The following is a 20,115-nucleotide window of genomic DNA, read 5'->3' on the forward strand; positions in this document are numbered from 1 at the left end:
TAAACGTGCATCAGACCCTTTGCAAAGGAATCCACCGTTGGTGTTGCGGAACTGGTTGAAGTTTTCTTCTTCGGAGACGATGGTGCGGCCCATGTAAATGTTGCGGCCCGAAGGCTCGGGGAATCGACGGCGGCAAAGGCTAAGGCGGTCGCGACTGCAGTTGCAGCTGCATACTATTACGTGGCAGACGAGCCGGCAGTGTCGGTTGAGCTTATTCGTGCAGAGTGCCTCCGCCTGAAGTGCTATGACAGAAAGAACTTCTTCGCTCATATGGGTGCGGCTGCGGGAACGGTGCTGTCCGGTACGGGTAGCAACCGTGTCCTGCGAATCAAACCCGGCGAGATTGAATCCGCGCTGCGCGCCGTCGTGGGTGTTGCTCGCGGAAATGGGGAGTGAACTACTTGGCGCAACTCTTAGAACTTGCAACGATCGAGCAGGGGTTGACTTCTGCGGGAGTCCCTGCCGAACTTGCTTCGGAGGCCTTGAGTGCATTTGTTGCAGCGAAGCGTAAGTTCCATCTTGGTGACTTTCGCCCGAACGCAGTCGAAGGTGGTCGCTTCTCCGAAGCAGTGCTGCGGATCTTGGAATGGCAGACGTGCGGGACCTACACGCCCCTGGCGGACCCCAAGTTCAAAGCTGATGGGGTGATTGTCAAACTCGGCCAACTGTCGTTAGGGTCTTTCCCGGAAAGCGTCAGGCTCCATCTGCCGCGTGCTATTCGCATCGTTTATGACATTAGGAACAAGCGAAATACTGCACACCTGAGCGATGGTATTGATCCGAACTTGCAGGACGCCACGCTTGTGATTGCCAATCTCGATTGGATCCTGGCGGAGCTCGTGCGCTTGTATCACAATGTGTCTGCAAGTGAGGCGCAAGACATCATCGAGGCGCTCGTTCGACGTGAAGTTCCCATGATTCAAGTATTCGACGGCAAGCCTCGAATATTGAAAAAAGTCAGCCACAACGATCATCTGTTAGTGCTCTTATATTGGTGGGGCGATCGACCAATTGATCGAAAAGTCCTCAGCTCATGGCTTCCCGTAAATCTGCGCAAAAATGCAAGCCGTACTCTCCGATCTTTACATGATTGCTACTTCATCACGCTCACCGATGATGCAGCGCATATCACGCAATTGGGCCTACGTTCTGTGGAAGAACGCAGACTGATTGAAGCACTCTAGCTTTATTGAACTGCGCTGTGAGTCTTGGCAGCTCGTGCTCAATCCGAAGCGGCGAAACTCTCCCTGGCTTGTCTAATCCCTATAGGAGCGTGCTTATTTGTCCGTTGGAAATAGGGGAAATGGAAGCGCCAGGTGGTGGTGGAGCCTTGCTTTAGCTTCCTTCCATGGCGCGTAGAAGTCGAAGCTTTTGGGAGTGGAGTTCGATTCCCGAGGCCCGCGCCTCATTCGCGACAAATGGGGACGTGGCCCTCATTATATTGAAATCGGCAGGTCGAACTAACTCAAGATTTTCGTTATGTCAATACGAAGCACTGTGCGTTCTTGTGACTCTGTTTAGCCGCGTGAGGGTGGAGTCTCATCGATTAGCTATGCGCTACCACAGGCTGCGAGACTTTCCGGACCGCCATTGCCACCACAATTCGGCTTTGCGTCGCCTTGGATGTCCCGGCTGCAAGTCCTGGAGCAGCAGGAAAGTGCGGTGGTCAAACTCCTCGATTCGGGATTCGAATGTGCCGTCCTCTATTGCACCATTTATGTCATCGCGAAGCCGTTGATCATACGTAGCGCCTGCCGCCTTGGACGCTGTCGTGCGCTGGACGCTCTCGGCTTCCTCCGCCATCGTTTTTACTTCGCTGCTGTTCAGGCCACTCTCCTTCAGCTTGCCATTCACCTCCCTCACCCACTGCATGCCCTTGCTGTCGGCAAAATGAACAGAAGTACCGGGGTAGGGGGGCGTATAGAGCAAGCTGCAACCGGCCGCCGACAAGTGATAGGTGCGTTTCGAAGAGCCGCCGAGAGTCTCATAAAAACCCAAGGTGAGGTCCGCCTTGATGTATTCGCTGCTCACGAGGGCAATGTGGTTGATTGGGTGATCAGAGCGATTCTCTACGACTAGGTTGATGCCCCAACAGCGATCCGTGCGTTCGAGCGAAAAGTCCGCGACATACTCTTCGATGGAGAGAGTGAGGAATGGTGATTTGTGCACGGGGCACTCCTCAAGCCACCACCAAATAGCCTCAGCCTGACCGCGGTATCTCTCATTCTGGGATTCTCGCTCGATGCTCGCGTCGCGCTTTCTTTCCCTCAATACCGAATCGATCGAAAAAAGTAATGAGGCGAAGACGGCGCCGAGCGTTCCAATGGCGGTCAGGTCCGCGGATCGAGTTTTGATTTGGCCAAAAATCAGAACCATTGCAGTCAGGACGACCACGGTGGCACCGATGAAGCCCGCGGCAATGAGGAATAGTTTTGTCATTGTGTGAAGTAGATTAACCCAGCTCGGGTTTTTGCTAAGTTCTGCCTGTCGGTTCGATATGTCCGTTTTGCAATACTGTATATATTGCGTTGAAATTGACGAAGGTATGCCGAACGGAAGTTTCCCGAGGTTCGCTTCAGATCTCCTACTAGATTCAGGCCTACGGTTTTGCAATGCAGGCTGCCTGTAACGCGGCGTCACATTCGCCGAAGGTGACACCGTGCAATCCCTACGATAAGTATTTGTTGCGATTCGCGATCAGCGTTGGTGATGCGAGGTGCCCGGTCGGGCGCCCGAGTCTCGGTCGCTCAGAATGCAAGGCAGGGCAGATGACGGCGGAGAGCCTGGACGTTTCGCGCCCGGCGAGCGACCTTCGGCAGCCGGTTCGGGGCGACGCTCCGACGACGCCCGAATCGCGTGCACGGATCCGAACCCGCAAGCGCTTCCCGATCGGCTGGATCCTGCCGGTCGCCATCGTGCTCGTCTGGTTCGCGGCCTACCAGTTCCAGTGGATCAACCCGGTGCTGTTCTCGTCTCCAGTCGAGGTCGCTAAGGCCTTCTGGAGCGCGGTGCTCGACGGATCCTTCGTCACCAACCTCAGCGCGAGTGTCGGTCGCTGGCTGCTCGGTTTCGCGATCGGCGGTGCGCTGGGCCTCGCCGCCGGTGCGCTGACCGGGCTGTCGAAGGTATCGGAGCGGTTGCTCGATCCGTCATTCCAGATGCTCCGTACCGTGCCGATCATGGGACTGGTGCCGCTGTTCATTCTCTGGTTCGGCCTGGGAGAGCCGCCGAAGGTGATCCTGATCGCCGTCGCGACCTTCTTCCAGATGTACATTCAGGTCTTCGCGGGCATCCGCAGCATCGACCGCAAGCTGCTCGAAGTCGGCCGCGTCTACGAGCTCTCCACGTGGCAGACCCTGCGTCGCATCATCATCCCGGGGGCGATGCCGAGCATCCTCCAGGGCGTGCGGCTCGGGCTCGGGATCGCCTGGCTCGCACTGGTCATCGCCGAGCTCACGGGCGCGAACACCGGCATCGGCTACTGGATGCAGACCGGTCGCGAATACGTGCGCGTCGACATCGTGCTCGCCGCGCTGATCGTCTTCGCCGCCGTCGGCAAGATCGTCGACTCGCTCGTGCGGCTGCTCGAGCGCCGTCTGCTCGGCTGGCGCGACAACATCGAGAAAGACATGAACGCATGAGCAAGCAACTGCGCATCGAGCACGTATCGCGCGTGTTCGCAGGCACGAGCAGCGACGTCGTCGCACTCTCGGACGTCGACTTCACCGTCGATGCGGGGGAGTTCGTCGCACTCGTCGGACCCTCGGGCTGCGGCAAGTCGACCCTGCTGCGCGGCATCGCGGGGCTCGATACCGGGTTCACGGGCGCAATCCACGTGGGGGAGCGACGCGTCGTGGCCCCCAGTGTGGAGTGCGGTGTCGTCTTCCAAGAGCACCGGCTGCTGCCGTGGCTCAACGTGCGCGACAACATCCTGTTCGGCGTCACCGAGGGCCGCGAGGCCAAGAATGCGCGCGCTGACGAACTGCTCGCGCTCATGCATCTCGAAGCCTTCGCCGACGCCTACCCGCATCAGCTCTCGGGCGGTATGGCGCAGCGCACCGCGATTGCTCGCGCCCTCGCACCTCGCCCCGAGGTGCTGCTGCTCGACGAGCCGTTCGGGGCACTGGATGCGTTCACGCGCGTCGAGATGCAGGAGGCGCTGCGCGAAGTGTGGCGCACGCAGAACACCACCGCGGTGCTCGTGACGCACGACATCGAAGAGGCCGTGGTGCTTGCGGATCGCGTGGTCGTCATGGCGCCCCGCCCCGGCCGCGTGCAGCACATCGAACAGATCGACCTGCCGCACCCTCGGGTGCGGGCGAACGCCGAGTTCGGTGCCTACCGCGCCGGTCTGCTCGCGCAGTTCGACCTCGTGCACTGAACCTTTCCCAGACCCACCACCCCCAGTTCGAAGGAACCACTGATGCAGACCTCCTCACGCATGCGCTTCGGCATGCTCGCCGCAGCCGCAGCGCTCGCCACCCTGCTCTCGGGCTGCGCCGGCGCAGCATCCGGCAGCAACGCCTCGGGCGATGACGCGAGCTCGATCGATCTGCCCCGTGTCTCGACCGTCGCTTCGTACCCCACGCTGCCGTCAGGTCTGAAGCAGGGCCTCTTCGACGATGCGTTCGGCGCAGACGCTTCGGGCATGCAGATCGATTACGTCGCTTCGGGCCCTGACGGGGTGCAGGCGCTTACCGGCGGCCACACCGACATCGTGATCGGCGGCTACGACCCCGGTGTGCTGCTCACCGGCGACGTGCGCATCCTCGCGCTCACCGAGGCGAGCCCCGAGACCCACGCGGTGCTCGTCAAGCCGGGCTCAGACATCGCGAGCGTCGACGACCTGAAGGGCAAGACGGTCGGCGGCTTCCAGGCGACGCTGCCGCCGTTCCTGTCGCTGATGCTGGAGAAGGACGGGCGCGATCCTGACTTCATCAATTACATTCAGGTGCCCAACGACGGTGGGCTCGCGGCGCTGACCTCGGGCGCGATCGACGCCTGGTACACCTGGGATCCGTTCTTCGCGCAGGCGGAGCTGCAGGATCTCGCGAAGCCGATCGTCACGGGCGACGACTTCTTCCTGAACCCGATCGTCATGCAGACGACCCAGAAGTACCTCGATGAGCACCCCGAATCGATCAAGGCGTTCATCGAGGGCTACATCGCCTCCACCGACTGGATCAATGCGAACCCGACCGAGGCGCGCGACTACATGGCTGAGGCCACGGGCATGACGAAGGAGGCGGCTGAGATCACCATCGACCGTCGCCACTACGAAGTGACGGTGCCCTCGGACACCGACATCGACTGGATGAACCGCGTCGGTGAGCTGCAGCATGATTCGGGCCTCATCACGGGTGTGCCGGATCTCACCACCGTCATCACCTCTGACGTCACGGCCGAGGCGCTCGCCGCGCAGCAGGGCTGACCTCGCGATGAGCGGCCTCGACGGCCTCGACCGCCTCGAACGCGTTGTCGCGGATGACGCCGCAATGGTGGCGTATCCGTCGACCACGTGGACGCGTGCGGCGGCGCATGACGCGGCCGACGTGAGTCGCGATATGGGCGCGCACGCGGTGCACGCCGTGCGCGCAGCCGACGATGCGTCACTGTTCGCGGCCGACGACGTCGACGTCGTGATCATCGGGGCCGGTCAGGCCGGGCTCACCACCGCGGCGAAGCTGCGCCGCGAGGGGGTGGAGCGCGTGGTGCTCGTCGACCGGGCTCCGGAGGGGTTCGAAGGCCCGTGGGCGACGTGGGCACGGATGCGCACACTGCGCACCGCGAAAGAGCTGCACGGACCCGACACCGGCATTCCCTCTGCGACCTTCCACAGCTGGTATCGCGCGCAGTACGGCGAACCCGAGTGGGATCATCTCGACCTCATTCCGCGTGAGCTCTGGATGGCCTACCTGCGCTGGATCACTCGCGTCTTCGATCTCACTGTGCGCAGCGGAACCGAAGTCACCGACGTCGTGCCGACCGCGACCGGTCTGGCGGTGCACCTCGACGAAGGGGGCACACGGTCGTCGGTCACCGCGCGCCGCGTCGTGGTCTGTACCGGCACCGACGGCATCGGCGGCCCGGTGCTGCCCGAGTGGACGCGCACGCTCTCACCGGAGCTCTGGCGCCACTCGTCGCACGATCTGCCGCTTCACCGGCTGAGCGGCGCCCGCGTGGCGGTGCTCGGCGCGGGGGCGAGCGCGTTCGACAACGCTGCGACCGCGCTTGAGGCCGGCGCGCAGGTCACGCAGTTCGTGCGCCGCGATCACCTGCCCACGGTCAACGGCCTGCGGTCGCTCGAGAATCGCGGCATCTTCCGGCACTTCGACGCGCTGCCCGATGCCGACCGGCTCGCGATCGGGCGTCGCACGCTGTCGCTCTCGGTGCCGCCGCCGCAGCACTCCGTGGCGCGCTGCACCGACTTCGATACCTTCGACCTGCGCTTCGGGTCTGCCTGGGAGTCGGTGCACGAACGCGGAGGCCGCGCAGTCGTCATCCTGACGAGCGGTGCAGAAGAGGAATTCGACCTGCTGATCGCCGGCACCGGCTTCACCGTCGACCTGACCCGCGTGCCGTGGCTCGCGTCGCTGCGCGACGGCATCGCGACCTGGGCGGATCGCGCCGACCTCGGCAGCGATTCGGCCGATGCGCGGCTGGGCCGGTACCCCTACCTCGGTCGAGGAATGACCGCGACGCCGCGAACCCCCGAAGCCGAGAGCTGGGCGCACCGCGTGCACTTCCTCAACCAGGCCGCGCTCATCAGCGCGGGCCCGGCCGCGGTGGGAATCAATGCGCTGCCCGCCGGCAGCGACCATCTCGTCGCGGAACTCTGCCGCTCGCTCGTCGCGGAGGATGCCGAGCGGTTCACACAGGGGTTTCTCGACGACACCGTCGAACGTGTCGCGTTGACCGTGGTGTAGCTCGCACGACTACTCAGCTGTCGTGCCACCGATCTCGGTGGTGCAGTCGACGAACCCGGTGTCGCTCGACCGCTCGATGACGACGGTGCCGGCGACCGACACACGGCACGACACGGTGCGGATGTCGGTCGCCGAAGCGGGCAGCTGCACGATCAGTTGCACATGGTCGACATCGGAGCGGCGCTCCTCGGTGAACACGCGCTCGGCCGTTTCGGTGACGTCGTCATCGCCGACGATGTACCGCACGCTCATCGACTCGGCGGAGGCCGTCTGTGCCTCGAATACGAGGTCGCGCTGCACCGATGAGGAGTCTGCGGGGCCGCCGAACGCCCCGAACGCCCAGACCAGAAGCCAGATGGCGGCGATCACTGCAGCGGCTGCAAAAGCCCAGTCTCGTGGTCTGCGCACGAAGGGAGCGGGGAAGGACTGCGACTGCTGCGCCATGGATCTCCCCTCGAATGCTTGAAACGCGACATCCCCAGCATTCCTGGTGCGCCGGGGAGTGAGCAACCCCGCTGGTGGGTCGGAACGCAAAGGTGCGCATGACCTCGACCGCATCAGCGCAACCCCGAGCGGCAGTGGCCGCCGGAACCCTACGATTGACGCATGACGGCTCTGATCTGGTTCCGAGATGATTTGCGCCTCGCCGACCATGCGGCACTCAGCGCGCTCGCCGATGACCCGGACGGCGTGGTTGCGCTGTTCGTGCTCGACGAGGAATCGGACGAGACGCGCGCCCTCGGTGGCGCGACGAAGTGGTGGCTGCACCATTCGCTGACCCGGTTGCAGGCGTCACTCGAGCAACACGGTGTGCCGCTGGTGTTGCGGCGCGGCCGCGCGGAAGAGATCGTACCGGCCGTCGTGCGCGAAGCGGGGGCGGATCGCGTGGCCTGGAATCGCCGCTACGGCTCCGAGCGGCACATCGATGCCCGCATCAAGGAGCAGTTGCGCGCGGACGGCGTCGACACGCACTCGTACCCGGGCGGGCTGCTGTTCGAGCCGTGGACGATCGAGACCCAGACCGGCGGGCACTACCGCGTGTACTCGCCGTTCTGGCGCGCGTGCCTGAGTATGCCGGCGCCGCCCGCGCCGCTGCCGCGCCCGCGCACGCTGCGCGGCGTCGCCGAGCCTCCGTCATCGGACGCACTCGAAGACTGGGGCCTGCTGCCGACGACTCCCGATTGGTCAGGCGGGATCGCCGAGACGTGGACCCCGGGCGAGCGTGCGGCATCGCTCCGCCTCACCAAGTTTTTGGACGGCCCCACGAGCGAGTACGCGACGCAGCGCGACTTCCCGTCCGAAGACGTCACCTCGGGGCTCTCGCCGTACCTCCGGTGGGGCGAGATCAGCCCGCGCACCATCTGGCACCGGGCGCTCGAGTCGGGTAAAGACGTGGGCACGTTCCTCTCCGAGCTCGGTTGGCGCGAGTTCGCCTGGCACACGACGTTTCACAACCCGCCGTTGCACCTGCACGGCCTGAACGCACAGTTCGACGGCTTCCCGTGGAAAGAGCCCGACCCCGAGCAGCTGCGCGCCTGGCAGCAGGGCCAGACCGGCTACGGTCTCGTCGACGCGGGTATGCGCGAGCTGTGGCACACCGGATACATGCACAACCGGGTGCGCATGGTGACGGCGTCGTTTCTCACCAAGAATCTGCTCACGGACTGGCGGATCGGTGAGGCGTGGTTCTGGGACACCCTCGTCGACGCCGATGAAGCCAGTAACCCGTTCAACTGGCAGTGGGTCGCGGGGTGCGGAGCCGACGCGGCCCCCTACTTCCGCATCTTCAACCCGGCGACACAGCAGAAGAAGTTCGACCCCGATGGGCACTACGTGAATCTCTGGGCGTCAGACAGCGTGATGTACCCCGAGATCGTCGACCTCCGCGCGACGCGCGCACGGGCGCTCGCTGCCTACGATCAGGTGCGTAATAGCGGGTGATTATTTGCTCGGGTTCGAGAACGCCACCCCGAAGCAGATGCCCAGCGAGAGCCCCATGGTGATCCAGAGCCCGATGTTGTCGGTGAGTACGCCGATGACGACGCCTGCTAGCGCGCCGAACACGAGCCCATAGGCGAGCCGGCGGTTCGGGCCAGCACCGGGGTCGTCGTCAGACGGCTCGCGCTGCCCCGGCGGCGTCGGTCGTTGCGTGCTCATAGGGCGAACCTACGTGTCCGGATGCCTGCGCACATCCCCCTTGCGGGGGAGAACCGGGGTACGCGAGTGCCGATGCCGAGTACGCTGAACCTGGTCGATGCGGAAACACTGCGAGAATCAGTACTCGCGAGTGTGGCGATGTTTCACCACTTCTGGCCCCACGGGAAGGAATGCACCATGTCCCCGAAGCAACCGGCAATGTCTCCCTCCGATGCTCCCGTCGACGAGGTGCTCGCGAAGGCGAGCGGACCGCGGCGCGCGGAGGTCGACGAACTTCTCGAACTGCACCGCGCCGTGAGCGGAGAGCAGCCCGTGGTGTGGGCCGGCCGCATCATCGGGTTCGGTGAGGTCGGGTACACCTATGACACGGGCCATTCCGGTCGCATGCCCGTGATCGCCTTCGCCCCCGGTGCATCGAAGCACACCATCTATCTCACCTCGGGGTTCGCCGAGCGCTGGCCCGACCTGCTTGAACGCCTCGGGCCCCATCGCGCCAGCGTGGCGTGCCTGTACCTCACCCGGCTTGCACCAATCGACCGAGACGTTCTCCGTGAGCTGCTCGAGCGCACCCGCGACGATGCGCTGAAATCGGCGTCGTGAGGGGGGCGAACCTGAGTGCGAGGAGGCAAACGGCTGAGCATGCGCCTGGCAACGCCATCGATGCAGGTTCGTGCATGGTCCGACCGCTAGCGTGGGCGTAGCGATCGGCACCCGCCCATGGCTGACCAGGGCCGATGCGAATCGGCTCGGAACGGAATCGGTGCTGATCATGGCGGCTGAACTTACGCGCACCCTCGAAGGCCTTGGGCCGTTGCGACCGACGCGATCGGGCGCCGCCGACTTTCCGCCGATCGCCAAGGCCTACACGAGCGTGTCGCAGGTGGTGCGTGAGTCGGGGCTGTTGCGACGAGCGCCCTGGTTCTACTCGCTGGTCGGCTCGGCGATCGTGCTCGCTTTCGGCGGTGCGGTCACCGGATTCATTCTGCTCGGCGACAGCTGGTTCCAGCTGCTCATCGCCGGTGCGCTCGGCATCATCTTCACGCAGACGGCGTTTCTCGCCCACGAAGCGGCACACCGTCAGATCCTCTCCACCGGGCCCGCGAACGATCGTCTTGCCCGCTGGTTGTCGGGCGCAATCGGCATGAGCTATTCATGGTGGGATTCGAAGCACACCCGCCACCACGCGAACCCCAACAAGGTAGGCAAAGACCCCGACATCGAGGTCGACACGATCTCCTTCATTGAAGAAGACGCGGTTGAGGCACGCGGCCTGCGTCGCGCCATCACGAAGCGGCAGGGCTGGTTCTTCTTCCCGCTGCTCACACTCGAGGGCGCGAACCTTCATCTGCACAGCTTCAGGTATCTCTTCAGCCGGGGCCCAGTGTCGGGGCGGTGGACGGAGCTGTCGATCATCGCCGCGCGTTTCGCGCTGATTTTGGTTCCGGTGTTCTTGCTGCTGCCGGTCGGCATGGCGTTCGCCTTCATCGGGGTGCAGCTGGCTGTTTTCGGCGTCTACATGGGTGCCTCCTTTGCTCCGAACCACAAGGGCATGCCCGTCATCGCGCATGATGCGAAGCTCGACTTCTTCTCGAAGCAGGTACGCACGTCACGCAACATTCGCGGTGGCTGGTGGGCGACGTGGCTCATGGGAGGACTGAACTACCAGGTTGAGCACCACCTGTTCCCGAGCATGGCCCGGCCGCATCTCTCACGTGCTCGCGCGATCGTGCGTGAACATTGCAGTACGCTCGATGTTCCGTACACGGAGACCTCGCTGTGGCGCTCGTACGCGATTGTCATCGACTACTTGAACCGTGTCGGCCTCGCCGCTCGTGACCCCTTCGACTGCCCGATCACGGCGCAGTACCGTCGCGCGTAACTCTCGCGGACGCCGTTGAGTCGACGTCAGGTGACAAGGCGCGAGCGGCCTGCTCAGCGTCGTGCTCGGTTTCTCGCCGCGTGCGACGCGGGGTCGTCGTCGCCTTCACGAATAGGCGAACGAGGGCGCGCTTCTTCGCAAAGTAGGCATGCCGACTGAGTTCACCGTTCGCATACTGTTCGTCGAGCTCTCGGAGCGTCTCCTCTGCAGTTGCCGCGTCGAACCGCGAACTGCCGTTCGCGAGCGTGTGTTCTTCTCGGATGCCCAAATCGATGCTCCTCTCGTACGAGCGATGCTACGCGTCGCCGCCGACAACGGGATCACAGGGCATGCCGGGTTGACATTGCGCCGTGGTACAGGGATGACACTTGCGGCATGTCACTCGGCGCGGAGCCTCGACCGGCACCGCGTCGCGCCGGCTAGCACGTTCGCGCATCGAGCGTCACCCCGTGGCGCCGCCGCATCGCAGCACCTAGCGTGGAGATCCCATTGGGAAGGAGCACGTCATGACCGAATCACACACCCACCCCCACCCCGCCAATGAGCACGAAGCATCGAACGGTGGCGGTACCGTCCACGATTTCGGCTCGGGTGAGACGCTCGACCACCCGGTACTCGATGGTTCGACCGAAGACTACGGCTCGGAGGGGCAAGAGAAGAATCCGCGCTACGGGCAAGAGAATCCCGAACTGATTCGGCACCCCGAGACCGGCGAAGAGACCCCAACGCCCGACGAGAGCGCCTGACGGGTTGCGGTGAGCGGCGCGCCGGTGGTGTGCCGCGCGGCAGGGGTGTGCGCCGCGTCAGCGATCTGCTGAGAGGGTGCGGCCGGGGTGCACGCCGAACTCGATGCGGTACGCCGTCGAGAACCGTGACACGTTCGAGAACCCCCAGCGACGTGCGATGCTCGCGACGGAGTCACTGGGGAACGCGTCGAGCAGATCGTGGTGGGCTCCGGCCAAGCGGGCGCGGCGCAGATACTCGCTCGGCGTGAGTTCCATCGACCGTCGGAACGCGTACTGCAGCCCACGAGTCGAGATGTGCGCGGCCGCGGCGACGTCATCGATGGTGATCGCGTCTTGGGCGTGGGCGTCGATGTAGGCAAGCGCGCGGCGCACCGTATCGGGGGCAGCCGTGCGCTGCGGCGCGTTCTCCCAGAAATCGGTGAATGTCGTCGAGAACGTCGTGAGAATCGTCCACAGGGCGTGCCGTTGCAGACCGGCGCCGACCGCCGTCTCGGGGTCGAGCGTGGCGTCGCCCGACAGCACTGCCGCGGTGAGATAGGTGAAGGTGCGCTCCCACTGCGCGGCTTCGGCGTCGCCGACGGCCTCAGGCTTTTTCAACTGGATCGTGAGTGCATCGTCACCGATCATCTGTCGTGCCAGTCGTTGCGCGTGACCGCGCTCGAAGACCATGGCGTGCACAATCGCCGAATCTTCCCACTGCGCACGCACAGGGCGGCCGTGCGAGGCCCAGGGGCGCCCGTGCGGCAGCGGGCGTCGATCGGTCTCGGCGCCGCCGCGAGGCGAGTGCACACTGCAGGTGAAGAGCTGGTCTTCAGGAGCGATCGACGACTCCACCTGCGCCGAGAGCTCGTACCGCACGAGTGAGAACCCGGTCGCAGCGGCAGAGAACCACTCGAGCTTGCTGCGATCGTCGTCGATGCTGACGAGCTGCGAGCTGGGGGCGAATTCCGCCCAGGTCTGCGCAACGGTGGTCGCATCAGTGGAGCGGAAGCGACGAATCTCGGTCGGTGGCACGGGTGTCGAACGATCCTTTCGCGCTGCGCGGTGACGCGCGAAGGTGCACGTGTGGTCGAGCGTATTGAGTGCAACAAAGCTCTCGGCAGGGGTGGTCAAACGAAGCAGAATATGCAATGCATTTCGGTGCGCGTTATGCCGCATACTGGCGCGGTTTCGCGTGCGGGGGCGAAGAGTTCTTGCGTCTTCTGTACCGCTCTGCGTGGCGAGGCACGAGAGACGCAGTTTGCAACCGACCGACTGACACACTGGGCGGCATGGGGTTTTTGATACATGGGGGCACTGAGTACGAGTTCGAGGATCGCCTGCTGGCGCATCTCAAGATGGTCATCGGGCAGAAGCTGAAGAAGCAGGAATGCTTTTTCGTGAGCTGGACGAAGTCGGCGGAAGAAGGCAGTGGACGCGTTTCGGTCTGGTTGTCTCCCTATACGACCGTGGCGTTTCGGTTTGCGGGAAGCCGCCCGCCCGAACTGAATCCTGCATGGGTAAAAGTGCTCATTGCGCTCTCGCACTCCAACCGGGGCCTGGTGGTCATCTCTGAAGACGACGCCGTACGCTACGCGCAGAAGAACCCCGACCTCATATAAGCGCGCCTTGCGCGTGACTGAGGCCCCGGATACGGTCGAACGGGGAACGAGTCGTGCGAATGGGGGTTCGCAATGCACGATGATTCGCGCGCGTGGCCATCGCGATGGCGCTGGAGTCGCACTGCTTCGGGTGCGCTCACGGTGATGATGATCGGTGCGGCGAGCTGCGGAACGGTCATTGGAATCGCCGCGCCCGCGCCGGCCTCCGCTGCTGCACCGCACCCGACCTCGTGTGTCGTGCCGGATGCCCCTCGCGGAGAACCCGGAGTCGCGGGCGAACCCGGAGCGCAGGGTGATCCCGGTCGACAGGGGCCCACCGGGGAGCCCGGGCCGCGCGGCCCTTCGGCCGAGACGAGCGCGAACGTGGTGCGCAGTGCGATGGTCGCCACGGCGACGACACTGTTCACGGTGCGCGGCGAGAGTGCCGCGCCCAACTGCGCCGATGTTGCCGAGGTATGCGTGGTGCTGTTGCCCGGAGCACAGGGGCAGCAGGGGGAGCCGGGTATCAAGGGTGCTCCTGGCCCGACGGGTGAACCCGGGGTTCCCGGGCCGCCGGGCTTGCCCGGAACCCCGAATACTGATGCGGCGCTATCGCTCACGCACCATGAGCCGACGCGGGCAGCCGTTGCCGCGGCCGCGGTAGCGGTCGTGAGGCATGCCGAGTCGCCGGCTCAGCGGGCACCCGCATGCCCCGGTATCGATACGGCGTGCACCGTGACGGTGGTCGGGCCGGTCGGGCCCACGGGCGAACCCGGCACCCCCGGCGAGGTCGGAGTGCCCGGTCCGCAGGGGCTTCCGGGAGAGCAGGGGGAGCCCGGTGGGACGGGGACGCCGAGTGCGCCGCAGAACCCCAGCTCGCTGGGAACACCGAGTCAAGACGGTGACCGTGGAGTGACCGCCCGCGCCGCGAGCTCGGCCAGCACGGTGCGCCCCGCCGCGATCACGCTGGAGAACGGCTCGTCGTTCGCGATTCCGTCCACCTGCTTCGACGATGAGGGCGTCAGCGATGCAGAGACGAGTGACGATGCAGAGACGAGCGACCGTGGCGAGACGGCAGGCACGGGCGGAAGCGGAGTCGCCGATGGCGCTCAGGGAACCAGCAGCAAGCCCGTGAGCCCGCGACCCGGAGAGACTCCGGACGAGCTTGCGACGGGAGCGGGCGCGACATCGGGCACGGACACACAATCGCCGGGCGGGCACGCAGCGCTGCCGCCCGCTGAATCTGCGGAGCGCCCGTTGTCGCCGGCGCCCGAAGGCGCCGAGTCGTCGAGCGCCGACGACGCCCTTCCCGGCACCGGTGCGTCCATTGCGAGTGGCGCGCTCGCCGCAGCGCTGATCGGGTGCACCACGCTGCTCGGTCTCGGTGCGTTGGTCGTGGCGCGTCGATCGCGCAGGTGAACGTTTCGAAAACCCTCGACGAACGCTCGGAGGCCGCGGGTGCGTGCGGCGAGGGCGCTTGTGCCGTGAGGGGGCTTCGCCGCTGAGGTGCCAGAGAAAAGGGGCGCCGGATGTCAAGCCCTCGGGTGTGAACGGTTGGTGCTGGCGAGAAAATTCCCAGTTCACGCGCTCATACACTCGGTGTGGTGAATGAGGTTCAGGCCGCTGCGCAGCAGAAGACCGGGGCGATCTCGGGCTCCGATCGCCAGGAGTCGCGCCTCCGCGCCGAAAATGAGATTCCGCGCGGGGCCCGGTCTCCCGAGTACCGCTTCTTCGAGATGCTGCCCGCAGTACTCAGCATCGGCGTGCCCGTCGTCGCGGTGGTGCTCTCGCTCATCGACCTGCGCGCCGGCATGGGGTTCGTCATGCTGTTCATCGCCATGACGCTGGTGCGCGCGGTGCGCGGCGGCGTCGATGCCCTTCGCGGGTTTCGGCGGCTGAAGACCGCTGAGTCGCTCGACTGGTCGGCGATCGTGCGCGACACGGAAACCGAGATCGTGCGCGCCCGACTCGGCATCGCGCCGTCATCGCCGGCCCCAGCGATCGCGTCACTGCCGCGGCCATTCAGCTCGGCGCATCACCGCTTCCGCGCCGACCTCGCAGCCGACCCCGCGTCGTTCCCGCTGCCCTCGGAGCTGCTGCACGCCGTCATCGTCGCCGCGTACAACGAACCGTACGACGTGATCGAGCCGAGCATTCGTTCGCTCGTTCGCTCGACGACCGACGGGCAGCAGCTCGTCATCGTATTCGCCCACGAGGAGCGCGGTGGGCCGGCGATGCGGGCGACAGTCGAGCGACTGCGGCGCAATTTCGGCCACGAGTTCCGCGCGTTTCTCACCGTGGAGCACCCCGCGGGGCTCCCTGACGAGTTCCCCGGCAAGGGCGCGAACATCACGTGGGCCGGTCGGGCGCTCGAGCGCTGGCTGCAGGGAGCCGGCATCGACGCCGAGCGGGTGCTCGTGACAACGCTCGACTGCGACAACCGCGTGCACCCTCAGTACTTCGACAATGTCAACTACACATTCACGTGCGCACCTGATCGCGGCCGTCGGTCGTATCAGCCGATCTCGACCTTCGTGAACAACCTCTGGCACGCGCCTGCCCCCACCCGAGTGATCGCGGCGGGCAACACGCTCTGGAACCTCATCTCGACCGTGCGCCCCGGCACCCTGCGCAACTTCGCGTCGCACACCCAGCCGATGCGGGCGCTCATCGACATGGATTTCTGGAGCCGGCGCACCATCGTCGAAGACGGTCATCAGTACTGGCGCAGCTACTTCCACTTCGACGGCGCCTACGAGGTGTCGGCCATTCACGTACCGATCAGTCAAGATGCGGTGCTCGGAGAAACGCTCGGTCGCACGCTGCGGGCCCAGTTCACACAGCTGTGCCGGTGGGCGTACGGCGCATCCGATATCGCGTTCGTCGGCTCACGGCTTGTCGCTCCGGATCGCCGGGCCCCGTTCGGCCGCACGCTCTGGCGCTTCATCACGCTGCTCGACTCACACGTCACGCTGGCGACGGTCGCGCCGATGGTGGCGTTCGGTGCCTGGATTCCGATCATCGTTGGCAGCCTGTCGGGCGGCGTAGGTACGCCCATCGCGATCCTCTTCCGCGAGGCGGCCAGCGCGAGCACGTCGGTGCTCGACGGCGTCTCACAAGTGCTTGGATTGCCGCTCTCGGCGGGCATTCCCGCCCTTGCTGCATCGACCGGATCGATTCCGACGCCCTTCGCGCACGCGCTCGTCGCACCTCCGTTCTCGGTCGCGCAGTTCGCGGCTGATCTGCCCGGAATGATCGGTGGCGTGCAGCGATTCGCGCTCGTCGGAGTGTGCATCACCATCGTGCTGACTCTGCTACTCACCCCCGCGCGACCCGACGGAGTGCCGAGGCGACGCTCGCTCGGCATGCTCGTGCAGTGGATTCTGCTGCCGGTGACGCTGCTCTGCTACAACACGATGAGCGCCATCGTCGCGCAATCGCGGTTGCTCGTCGGCGCGTACCGCGAGGAATTCGATGTCACCGAGAAGCGGGCGGCGGTGCCGGTGATCACCGGAGCGATTCCCGTGCCGGTCGCCGATCGATCGGAGTGGCGCTAGTCTGCCGCTGTGCCGTTGCAGATCGCGATGGCGTGACCGCGATCTCGCGCGCCGATCTTCGCGAACGCCGTATTGATGTACGACTTCACGGTCGCGACTGAGAGGTGCAGTGCCGCGGCGATCTCGGGGTTGCTGCGCCCGACGGTCATCTGCGCGAGCACGTCGATCTCGCGCGGGGTCAGTGCGGGGAATCGCTCGCCCACGGGCGCCGGCGGTGCGAAGCTGCGCGCGAGCAGCGCTCCGACTTCGCCCGAGAACGTCGACTGACCGGCGACGGTGGTGCGAATCGCCGCCGCGATGTCGCCGCGACGCGAGCCTTTCACGAGATACCCGCGCGCACCAGCGGCGAGCGCCCGAGCGATGGTCGCGTCGTCGGCGTAGGTCGTGAGCACGAGTACCGGGATCGCCGGGAGTTCTCGCGCGAGAAGCGCCGTGGCGGCGACGCCGTCGAGCACGGGCATGCGCAGGTCCATGAGCACGATGTCGGGCCGTGTCTCGCGTGCGAGTTCGACCGCTCGGCGTCCATCTGCGGCGGTGCCGACCACGGTGATGTCGGGCATGAGAGAGAGCACGGTGTTCAGGCCGTCGCGCACATCGTCTTGATCGTCGGCGATGAGCACTCGAATGGGCGCGGTCATACGGGAACCTCGATCTCGAGGGTGAATGCTGCGCCGTCGGCGACGCGGAGCGAACCCCCGAGGCGCTCGATGCGTTCGCGCATTCCGGTGAGGCCGTGCCCGCCGCCGACGGACGCTGAGCGTGCTCCGGAAGCGTGCGCAGTGCTCGCTCGCAGCACCAGGCGATCAGTTGTCTGCGGGTTCGGAGTGGTCGCGGAACTTGCATCTGGGTTCGTGTCGCGCGCTGACCCGATTCGGGTGACCGTGACCGTCGTTGCGCTGCCCGGAGCGTGCCTGCGGGCATTCGTGAGCGCCTCCCGGCAGGCAGCGGCCAGCGCGTCGGCGACGTCGGGGGAGACCTCGCCGAGGTCCGCGATCTGGAGCGTCGCCGCACCGCCGAGCTCGCGGTGCTGATCGACGAGGTAGGCGAGCGCTCGCGGCAGCGCGGTCGGCGCCGCCCGCAGCGAGGCGACCGCCTCGCGTGCCTCGTCGAGCCCGCGTGCGGCGAGCGCATGCGCCGAGCGCACGCGATCCTGCGCCGCCTCGATGGCACCGGCCTCGAGCTCGGCATCGACGGCATCGAGTTGCAGCGTCAGGCCGCCGAGCGTGTGCGCGAGGATGTCGTGCAGGTCGCGGGCGATGCGGGCTCGCTCCTCCGATGCCGCTGTGTCGGCCCGAGCCTGCGACGCGGCCACCTGGTCGACGAGGGCCTGGCGCTGCGCTCGGACGAGTGTGCGCGACTGGCGGCGCAGCAGTGCGAACAGCGTGGTGAGCGCGAGCGTGCCCGTGCAGCCGATGACCAGCTCGAAGGGGCTCACGCCGATCGCGCCGAGCCCCAGCGTGATGGCGAGCGCCACCGTCACGGCGGAGATGCCCTGCCACCACGGCCGCTCGATCTGCGAGAGCGCGGTCATCGTGCCGGCGATGGCACCGGCAAAACCGAGGAACTGGGTGCCCGGTGCCGAAAGCGATCCGCACACGACCATGACCGCGATGAGTGCGAGGTCGAACGGGGTGTTGGGGCGGTGGGTGAGGGCGCGTACCACCCACGCTGCGAGTGCGATGATGCCGACGACCGTGGGGAGCAGCGCAGCGCCGTCGGCGGCGTTGGCGATGATGCCCACGGTCATCCCGGCGGCCACCAGGCACGGCAGGATCACCTGCGCAAGCGCGCGGCGGTCGTCGGGGGTTTCGGGCACGCCCTATTCTCCCGCGGTGCCCGGTGTCTGAGCCACCGCAGTGCCCCCGGCTGGAGCGTGCGCACGGCCGTTGGCGCTGCGCGTGCCGCGGTCGCGCTCGTCGAGGCGGGAAGCCCGGAAGAGCAGCACACTGGCCCGGGCGCCGCGGTTCATTGCGATCGTGAGCAGCGCACCGCCCGTCGAGAAGGCGCCCACGGTGCCGGTGCCACGATGCTCAATCACCGCGACGAGAATGCGCACGGCGATCACCACGGCCCACAGGGCGATGCCCCAGCCGCCGGTGCGGGTGTCGAACGCTGCGGCGAGCGCCGACGGCGTCGCGCGGCTGCGAGATCGAGGCGGGATCTCGCTCGGGCGGAAGTGCGCGATGGCGCCCATGGCCACACCGGTCACCGCGGCGATGGCCATCGTGATCAGCGTGATCCAGATGCTCGGCATCACCTGGTCAACGGTGACGCCGCCGTGCAGGCCCGAACCGATGCTGGCGATGCCGGCGAGCGCGAGGATCGCGGGTGCGCGCCAGATGCGCGCGGGCTCGAGTCGACGCCACGTGGTCTGTCGGTACACCACCCATCCGATGACGGCGATGCCGCAGACGATGGAGGGAAGCTGTGCGAGAAGGGTGTCGGTGTGCATGTCTTCAGCTTCGTCGCCGTCGGCGATCGGCCGTACCACCCTGGGGTGGGATTCCTCGCGCGTTCGCGGAGCCGACACGTGACCCGCGCGACGACGTGTGCGAGGATGCCCGCATGGGGTATCTCGTGCATGGACGCAATGAGTACGCGTTCGACGATCGCGTTCTCGCGCATCTGAAGCTGGCGATCGGGCAGAAGCTGCGGCAGCAGGAATCCTTCTTCGTGAGCTGGGCGATTCGCCCAGAAGAGGGAAGCGGCCGTGTCTCGCTCTGGCTGTCGCCTTCGGCGGATCTCGCATTCCACTTCTTCGGGAGCAAGCCGCCGGAGATCAACGTCTCGTGGGTGAAAGCGCTCGCCGCGACGTCGCACTCGGCGCAGGGGATCCGGGTGATGTCTGAACACGATGCAGAGCAGTTCGCGGCTGCGAACCCCGACCTCGTCTAGCGCAGGCTCGGCGACTGAGTCGGGCCGTTACGGTGCGGGTGCCGCTGCTGCGGCGAGCACGGCGTCGAGCAGCCCGGGGAAACGCGACTCGAGATCGTCGGTGCGCAGGCTGAGTCGGCGACCTCGGCCGTTCGCCTCGTTGCGAATGATTCCGGATTCGCGCAGCACCTTCATGAGGTGCGACTTCGTCGACTTCGGCATCGTCGGGTCGGTGAGTTCGCACGACGCCATGTCGAGGGGACCCGAGACCAATTGGCGTGCGATCGCGAGGCGTTCGGGATCGCTGAGTGCGAAGAGCACGTCGTGCAGTGCGATTTCATCGCGCGAGGGATGCGGGAGCTGCGGTGCGGCTGGCATGGTTCGAGAATAGTTGAA

21 protein-coding genes are annotated in these 20,115 nt (G+C 65.8%); 13 read left to right on the forward strand and 8 right to left on the reverse strand.

What is annotated here, in order from left to right; all coding sequences use genetic code 11:
• The first annotated feature begins 392 nt into the window (after nt 1-392).
• Nucleotides 393-1,184, forward strand: coding sequence for a hypothetical protein (locus CH42_RS16370; RefSeq protein ID WP_156322520.1), 792 nt, complete (start codon nt 393-395; stop codon nt 1,182-1,184).
• A 373-nt stretch (nt 1,185-1,557) separates the two neighbouring features.
• Here CH42_RS16370 and CH42_RS08230 read toward each other — a convergent pair whose 3' ends face one another.
• The gene (locus tag CH42_RS08230; protein WP_053352735.1) at nt 1,558-2,439 is read right to left on the reverse strand and encodes a hypothetical protein; all 882 of its coding nucleotides are present in this window, start codon (nt 2,437-2,439) and stop codon (nt 1,558-1,560) included.
• 329 nt (nt 2,440-2,768) lie between these two features.
• Here CH42_RS08230 and CH42_RS08235 point away from each other — a divergent pair, with 329 nt between their 5' ends.
• Genes CH42_RS08235 through CH42_RS08250 form a run of 4 tightly spaced genes read left to right on the forward strand, consistent with a single transcriptional unit; the run spans nt 2,769 to nt 6,926 of the window.
• Nucleotides 2,769-3,641, forward strand: coding sequence for an ABC transporter permease (locus CH42_RS08235; protein WP_082309363.1), 873 nt, complete (start codon nt 2,769-2,771; stop codon nt 3,639-3,641).
• A complete protein-coding gene (locus CH42_RS08240; protein ID WP_053352736.1) occupies nt 3,638-4,381 on the forward strand; it encodes an ABC transporter ATP-binding protein in 744 nt (247 codons plus the stop codon). Before CH42_RS08235 ends, CH42_RS08240 begins: the two co-directional genes overlap by 4 nt.
• A 42-nt stretch (nt 4,382-4,423) precedes the next feature.
• Nucleotides 4,424-5,431 (forward strand): ABC transporter substrate-binding protein, encoded by a 1,008-nt coding sequence (locus CH42_RS08245; RefSeq protein WP_053352737.1) that lies wholly within the window; start codon nt 4,424-4,426, stop codon nt 5,429-5,431.
• Between the two features lie 7 nt (nt 5,432-5,438).
• Nucleotides 5,439-6,926 carry an NAD(P)-binding domain-containing protein gene (locus tag CH42_RS08250; RefSeq protein ID WP_053352738.1) on the forward strand — a complete coding sequence of 496 codons (1,488 nt, stop codon included), beginning with the start codon at nt 5,439-5,441 and terminating at the stop codon, nt 6,924-6,926.
• 9 nt (nt 6,927-6,935) lie between these two features.
• On the opposite strand, the gene CH42_RS08255 is transcribed toward CH42_RS08250, so the two are convergent.
• The gene (locus tag CH42_RS08255) at nt 6,936-7,370 is read right to left on the reverse strand and encodes a hypothetical protein (RefSeq protein ID WP_053352739.1); all 435 of its coding nucleotides are present in this window, start codon (nt 7,368-7,370) and stop codon (nt 6,936-6,938) included.
• 162 nt (nt 7,371-7,532) lie between these two features.
• On the opposite strand from CH42_RS08255, the gene CH42_RS08260 reads away from it, so the two are divergent.
• Nucleotides 7,533-8,867: a cryptochrome/photolyase family protein gene (locus CH42_RS08260; protein ID WP_053352740.1), complete on the forward strand. Its 1,335-nt coding sequence runs from the start codon at nt 7,533-7,535 to the stop codon at nt 8,865-8,867.
• Here CH42_RS08260 and CH42_RS08265 read toward each other — a convergent pair whose 3' ends face one another.
• Nucleotides 8,868-9,083, reverse strand: a complete 216-nt coding sequence (locus CH42_RS08265) for a hypothetical protein (RefSeq protein ID WP_053352741.1) — start codon at nt 9,081-9,083, stop codon at nt 8,868-8,870.
• A 177-nt stretch (nt 9,084-9,260) separates the two neighbouring features.
• Between CH42_RS08265 and CH42_RS08270 the strand changes: the two genes are divergently transcribed.
• The 3 genes from CH42_RS08270 (at nt 9,261) to CH42_RS08285 (ending at nt 11,708) form a co-directional block, all read left to right on the forward strand.
• Complete coding sequence (locus CH42_RS08270; protein WP_053352742.1) at nt 9,261-9,683, forward strand: DUF1801 domain-containing protein; 423 nt, start codon at nt 9,261-9,263, stop codon at nt 9,681-9,683.
• Nucleotides 9,684-9,852: 169 nt separating this feature from the next.
• Nucleotides 9,853-10,962 (forward strand): fatty acid desaturase family protein, encoded by a 1,110-nt coding sequence (locus tag CH42_RS08275; RefSeq protein WP_053352862.1) that lies wholly within the window; start codon nt 9,853-9,855, stop codon nt 10,960-10,962.
• Nucleotides 10,963-11,468: 506 nt separating this feature from the next.
• Nucleotides 11,469-11,708, forward strand: coding sequence for a hypothetical protein (locus CH42_RS08285; protein WP_053352743.1), 240 nt, complete (start codon nt 11,469-11,471; stop codon nt 11,706-11,708).
• Nucleotides 11,709-11,765: 57 nt separating this feature from the next.
• Here CH42_RS08285 and CH42_RS08290 read toward each other — a convergent pair whose 3' ends face one another.
• Nucleotides 11,766-12,821 carry a helix-turn-helix transcriptional regulator gene (locus CH42_RS08290; RefSeq protein ID WP_162231081.1) on the reverse strand — a complete coding sequence of 352 codons (1,056 nt, stop codon included), beginning with the start codon at nt 12,819-12,821 and terminating at the stop codon, nt 11,766-11,768.
• Between the two features lie 158 nt (nt 12,822-12,979).
• Here CH42_RS08290 and CH42_RS08295 point away from each other — a divergent pair, with 158 nt between their 5' ends.
• From CH42_RS08295 to CH42_RS08305, 3 genes are all read left to right on the forward strand, one after another.
• Entirely contained in the window at nt 12,980-13,309 is a 330-nt protein-coding gene (locus CH42_RS08295) for a DUF7882 family protein (protein ID WP_053352863.1), read from the forward strand.
• Between the two features lie 72 nt (nt 13,310-13,381).
• Nucleotides 13,382-14,707: a collagen-like protein gene (locus CH42_RS08300; protein ID WP_053352745.1), complete on the forward strand. Its 1,326-nt coding sequence runs from the start codon at nt 13,382-13,384 to the stop codon at nt 14,705-14,707.
• 185 nt (nt 14,708-14,892) lie between these two features.
• A complete protein-coding gene (locus tag CH42_RS08305; RefSeq protein WP_156322521.1) occupies nt 14,893-16,845 on the forward strand; it encodes a glycosyltransferase family 2 protein in 1,953 nt (650 codons plus the stop codon).
• Here the strand turns inward: CH42_RS08305 and CH42_RS08310 are convergent.
• Genes CH42_RS08310 through CH42_RS08320 form a run of 3 tightly spaced genes read right to left on the reverse strand, consistent with a single transcriptional unit; the run spans nt 16,842 to nt 19,297 of the window.
• Nucleotides 16,842-17,483, reverse strand: coding sequence for a response regulator transcription factor (locus CH42_RS08310; RefSeq protein ID WP_053352747.1), 642 nt, complete (start codon nt 17,481-17,483; stop codon nt 16,842-16,844). The two genes, CH42_RS08305 and CH42_RS08310, sit on opposite strands and share 4 nt — an antisense overlap.
• A complete protein-coding gene (locus tag CH42_RS08315; protein WP_053352748.1) occupies nt 17,480-18,661 on the reverse strand; it encodes a sensor histidine kinase in 1,182 nt (393 codons plus the stop codon). Before CH42_RS08315 ends, CH42_RS08310 begins: the two co-directional genes overlap by 4 nt.
• A 3-nt stretch (nt 18,662-18,664) precedes the next feature.
• Nucleotides 18,665-19,297 (reverse strand): hypothetical protein, encoded by a 633-nt coding sequence (locus CH42_RS08320; protein WP_156322522.1) that lies wholly within the window; start codon nt 19,295-19,297, stop codon nt 18,665-18,667.
• A 113-nt stretch (nt 19,298-19,410) separates the two neighbouring features.
• Here CH42_RS08320 and CH42_RS08325 point away from each other — a divergent pair, with 113 nt between their 5' ends.
• The gene (locus tag CH42_RS08325; protein ID WP_053352750.1) at nt 19,411-19,740 is read left to right on the forward strand and encodes a DUF7882 family protein; all 330 of its coding nucleotides are present in this window, start codon (nt 19,411-19,413) and stop codon (nt 19,738-19,740) included.
• Between the two features lie 27 nt (nt 19,741-19,767).
• Here CH42_RS08325 and CH42_RS08330 read toward each other — a convergent pair whose 3' ends face one another.
• Entirely contained in the window at nt 19,768-20,097 is a 330-nt protein-coding gene (locus tag CH42_RS08330) for an ArsR/SmtB family transcription factor (protein WP_053352751.1), read from the reverse strand.
• Nucleotides 20,098-20,115: the final 18 nt, after the last annotated feature.

This window comes from Leucobacter musarum subsp. musarum (assembly GCF_001273845.1).
In the GTDB taxonomy this organism is placed as follows: domain Bacteria; phylum Actinomycetota; class Actinomycetes; order Actinomycetales; family Microbacteriaceae; genus Leucobacter; species Leucobacter musarum.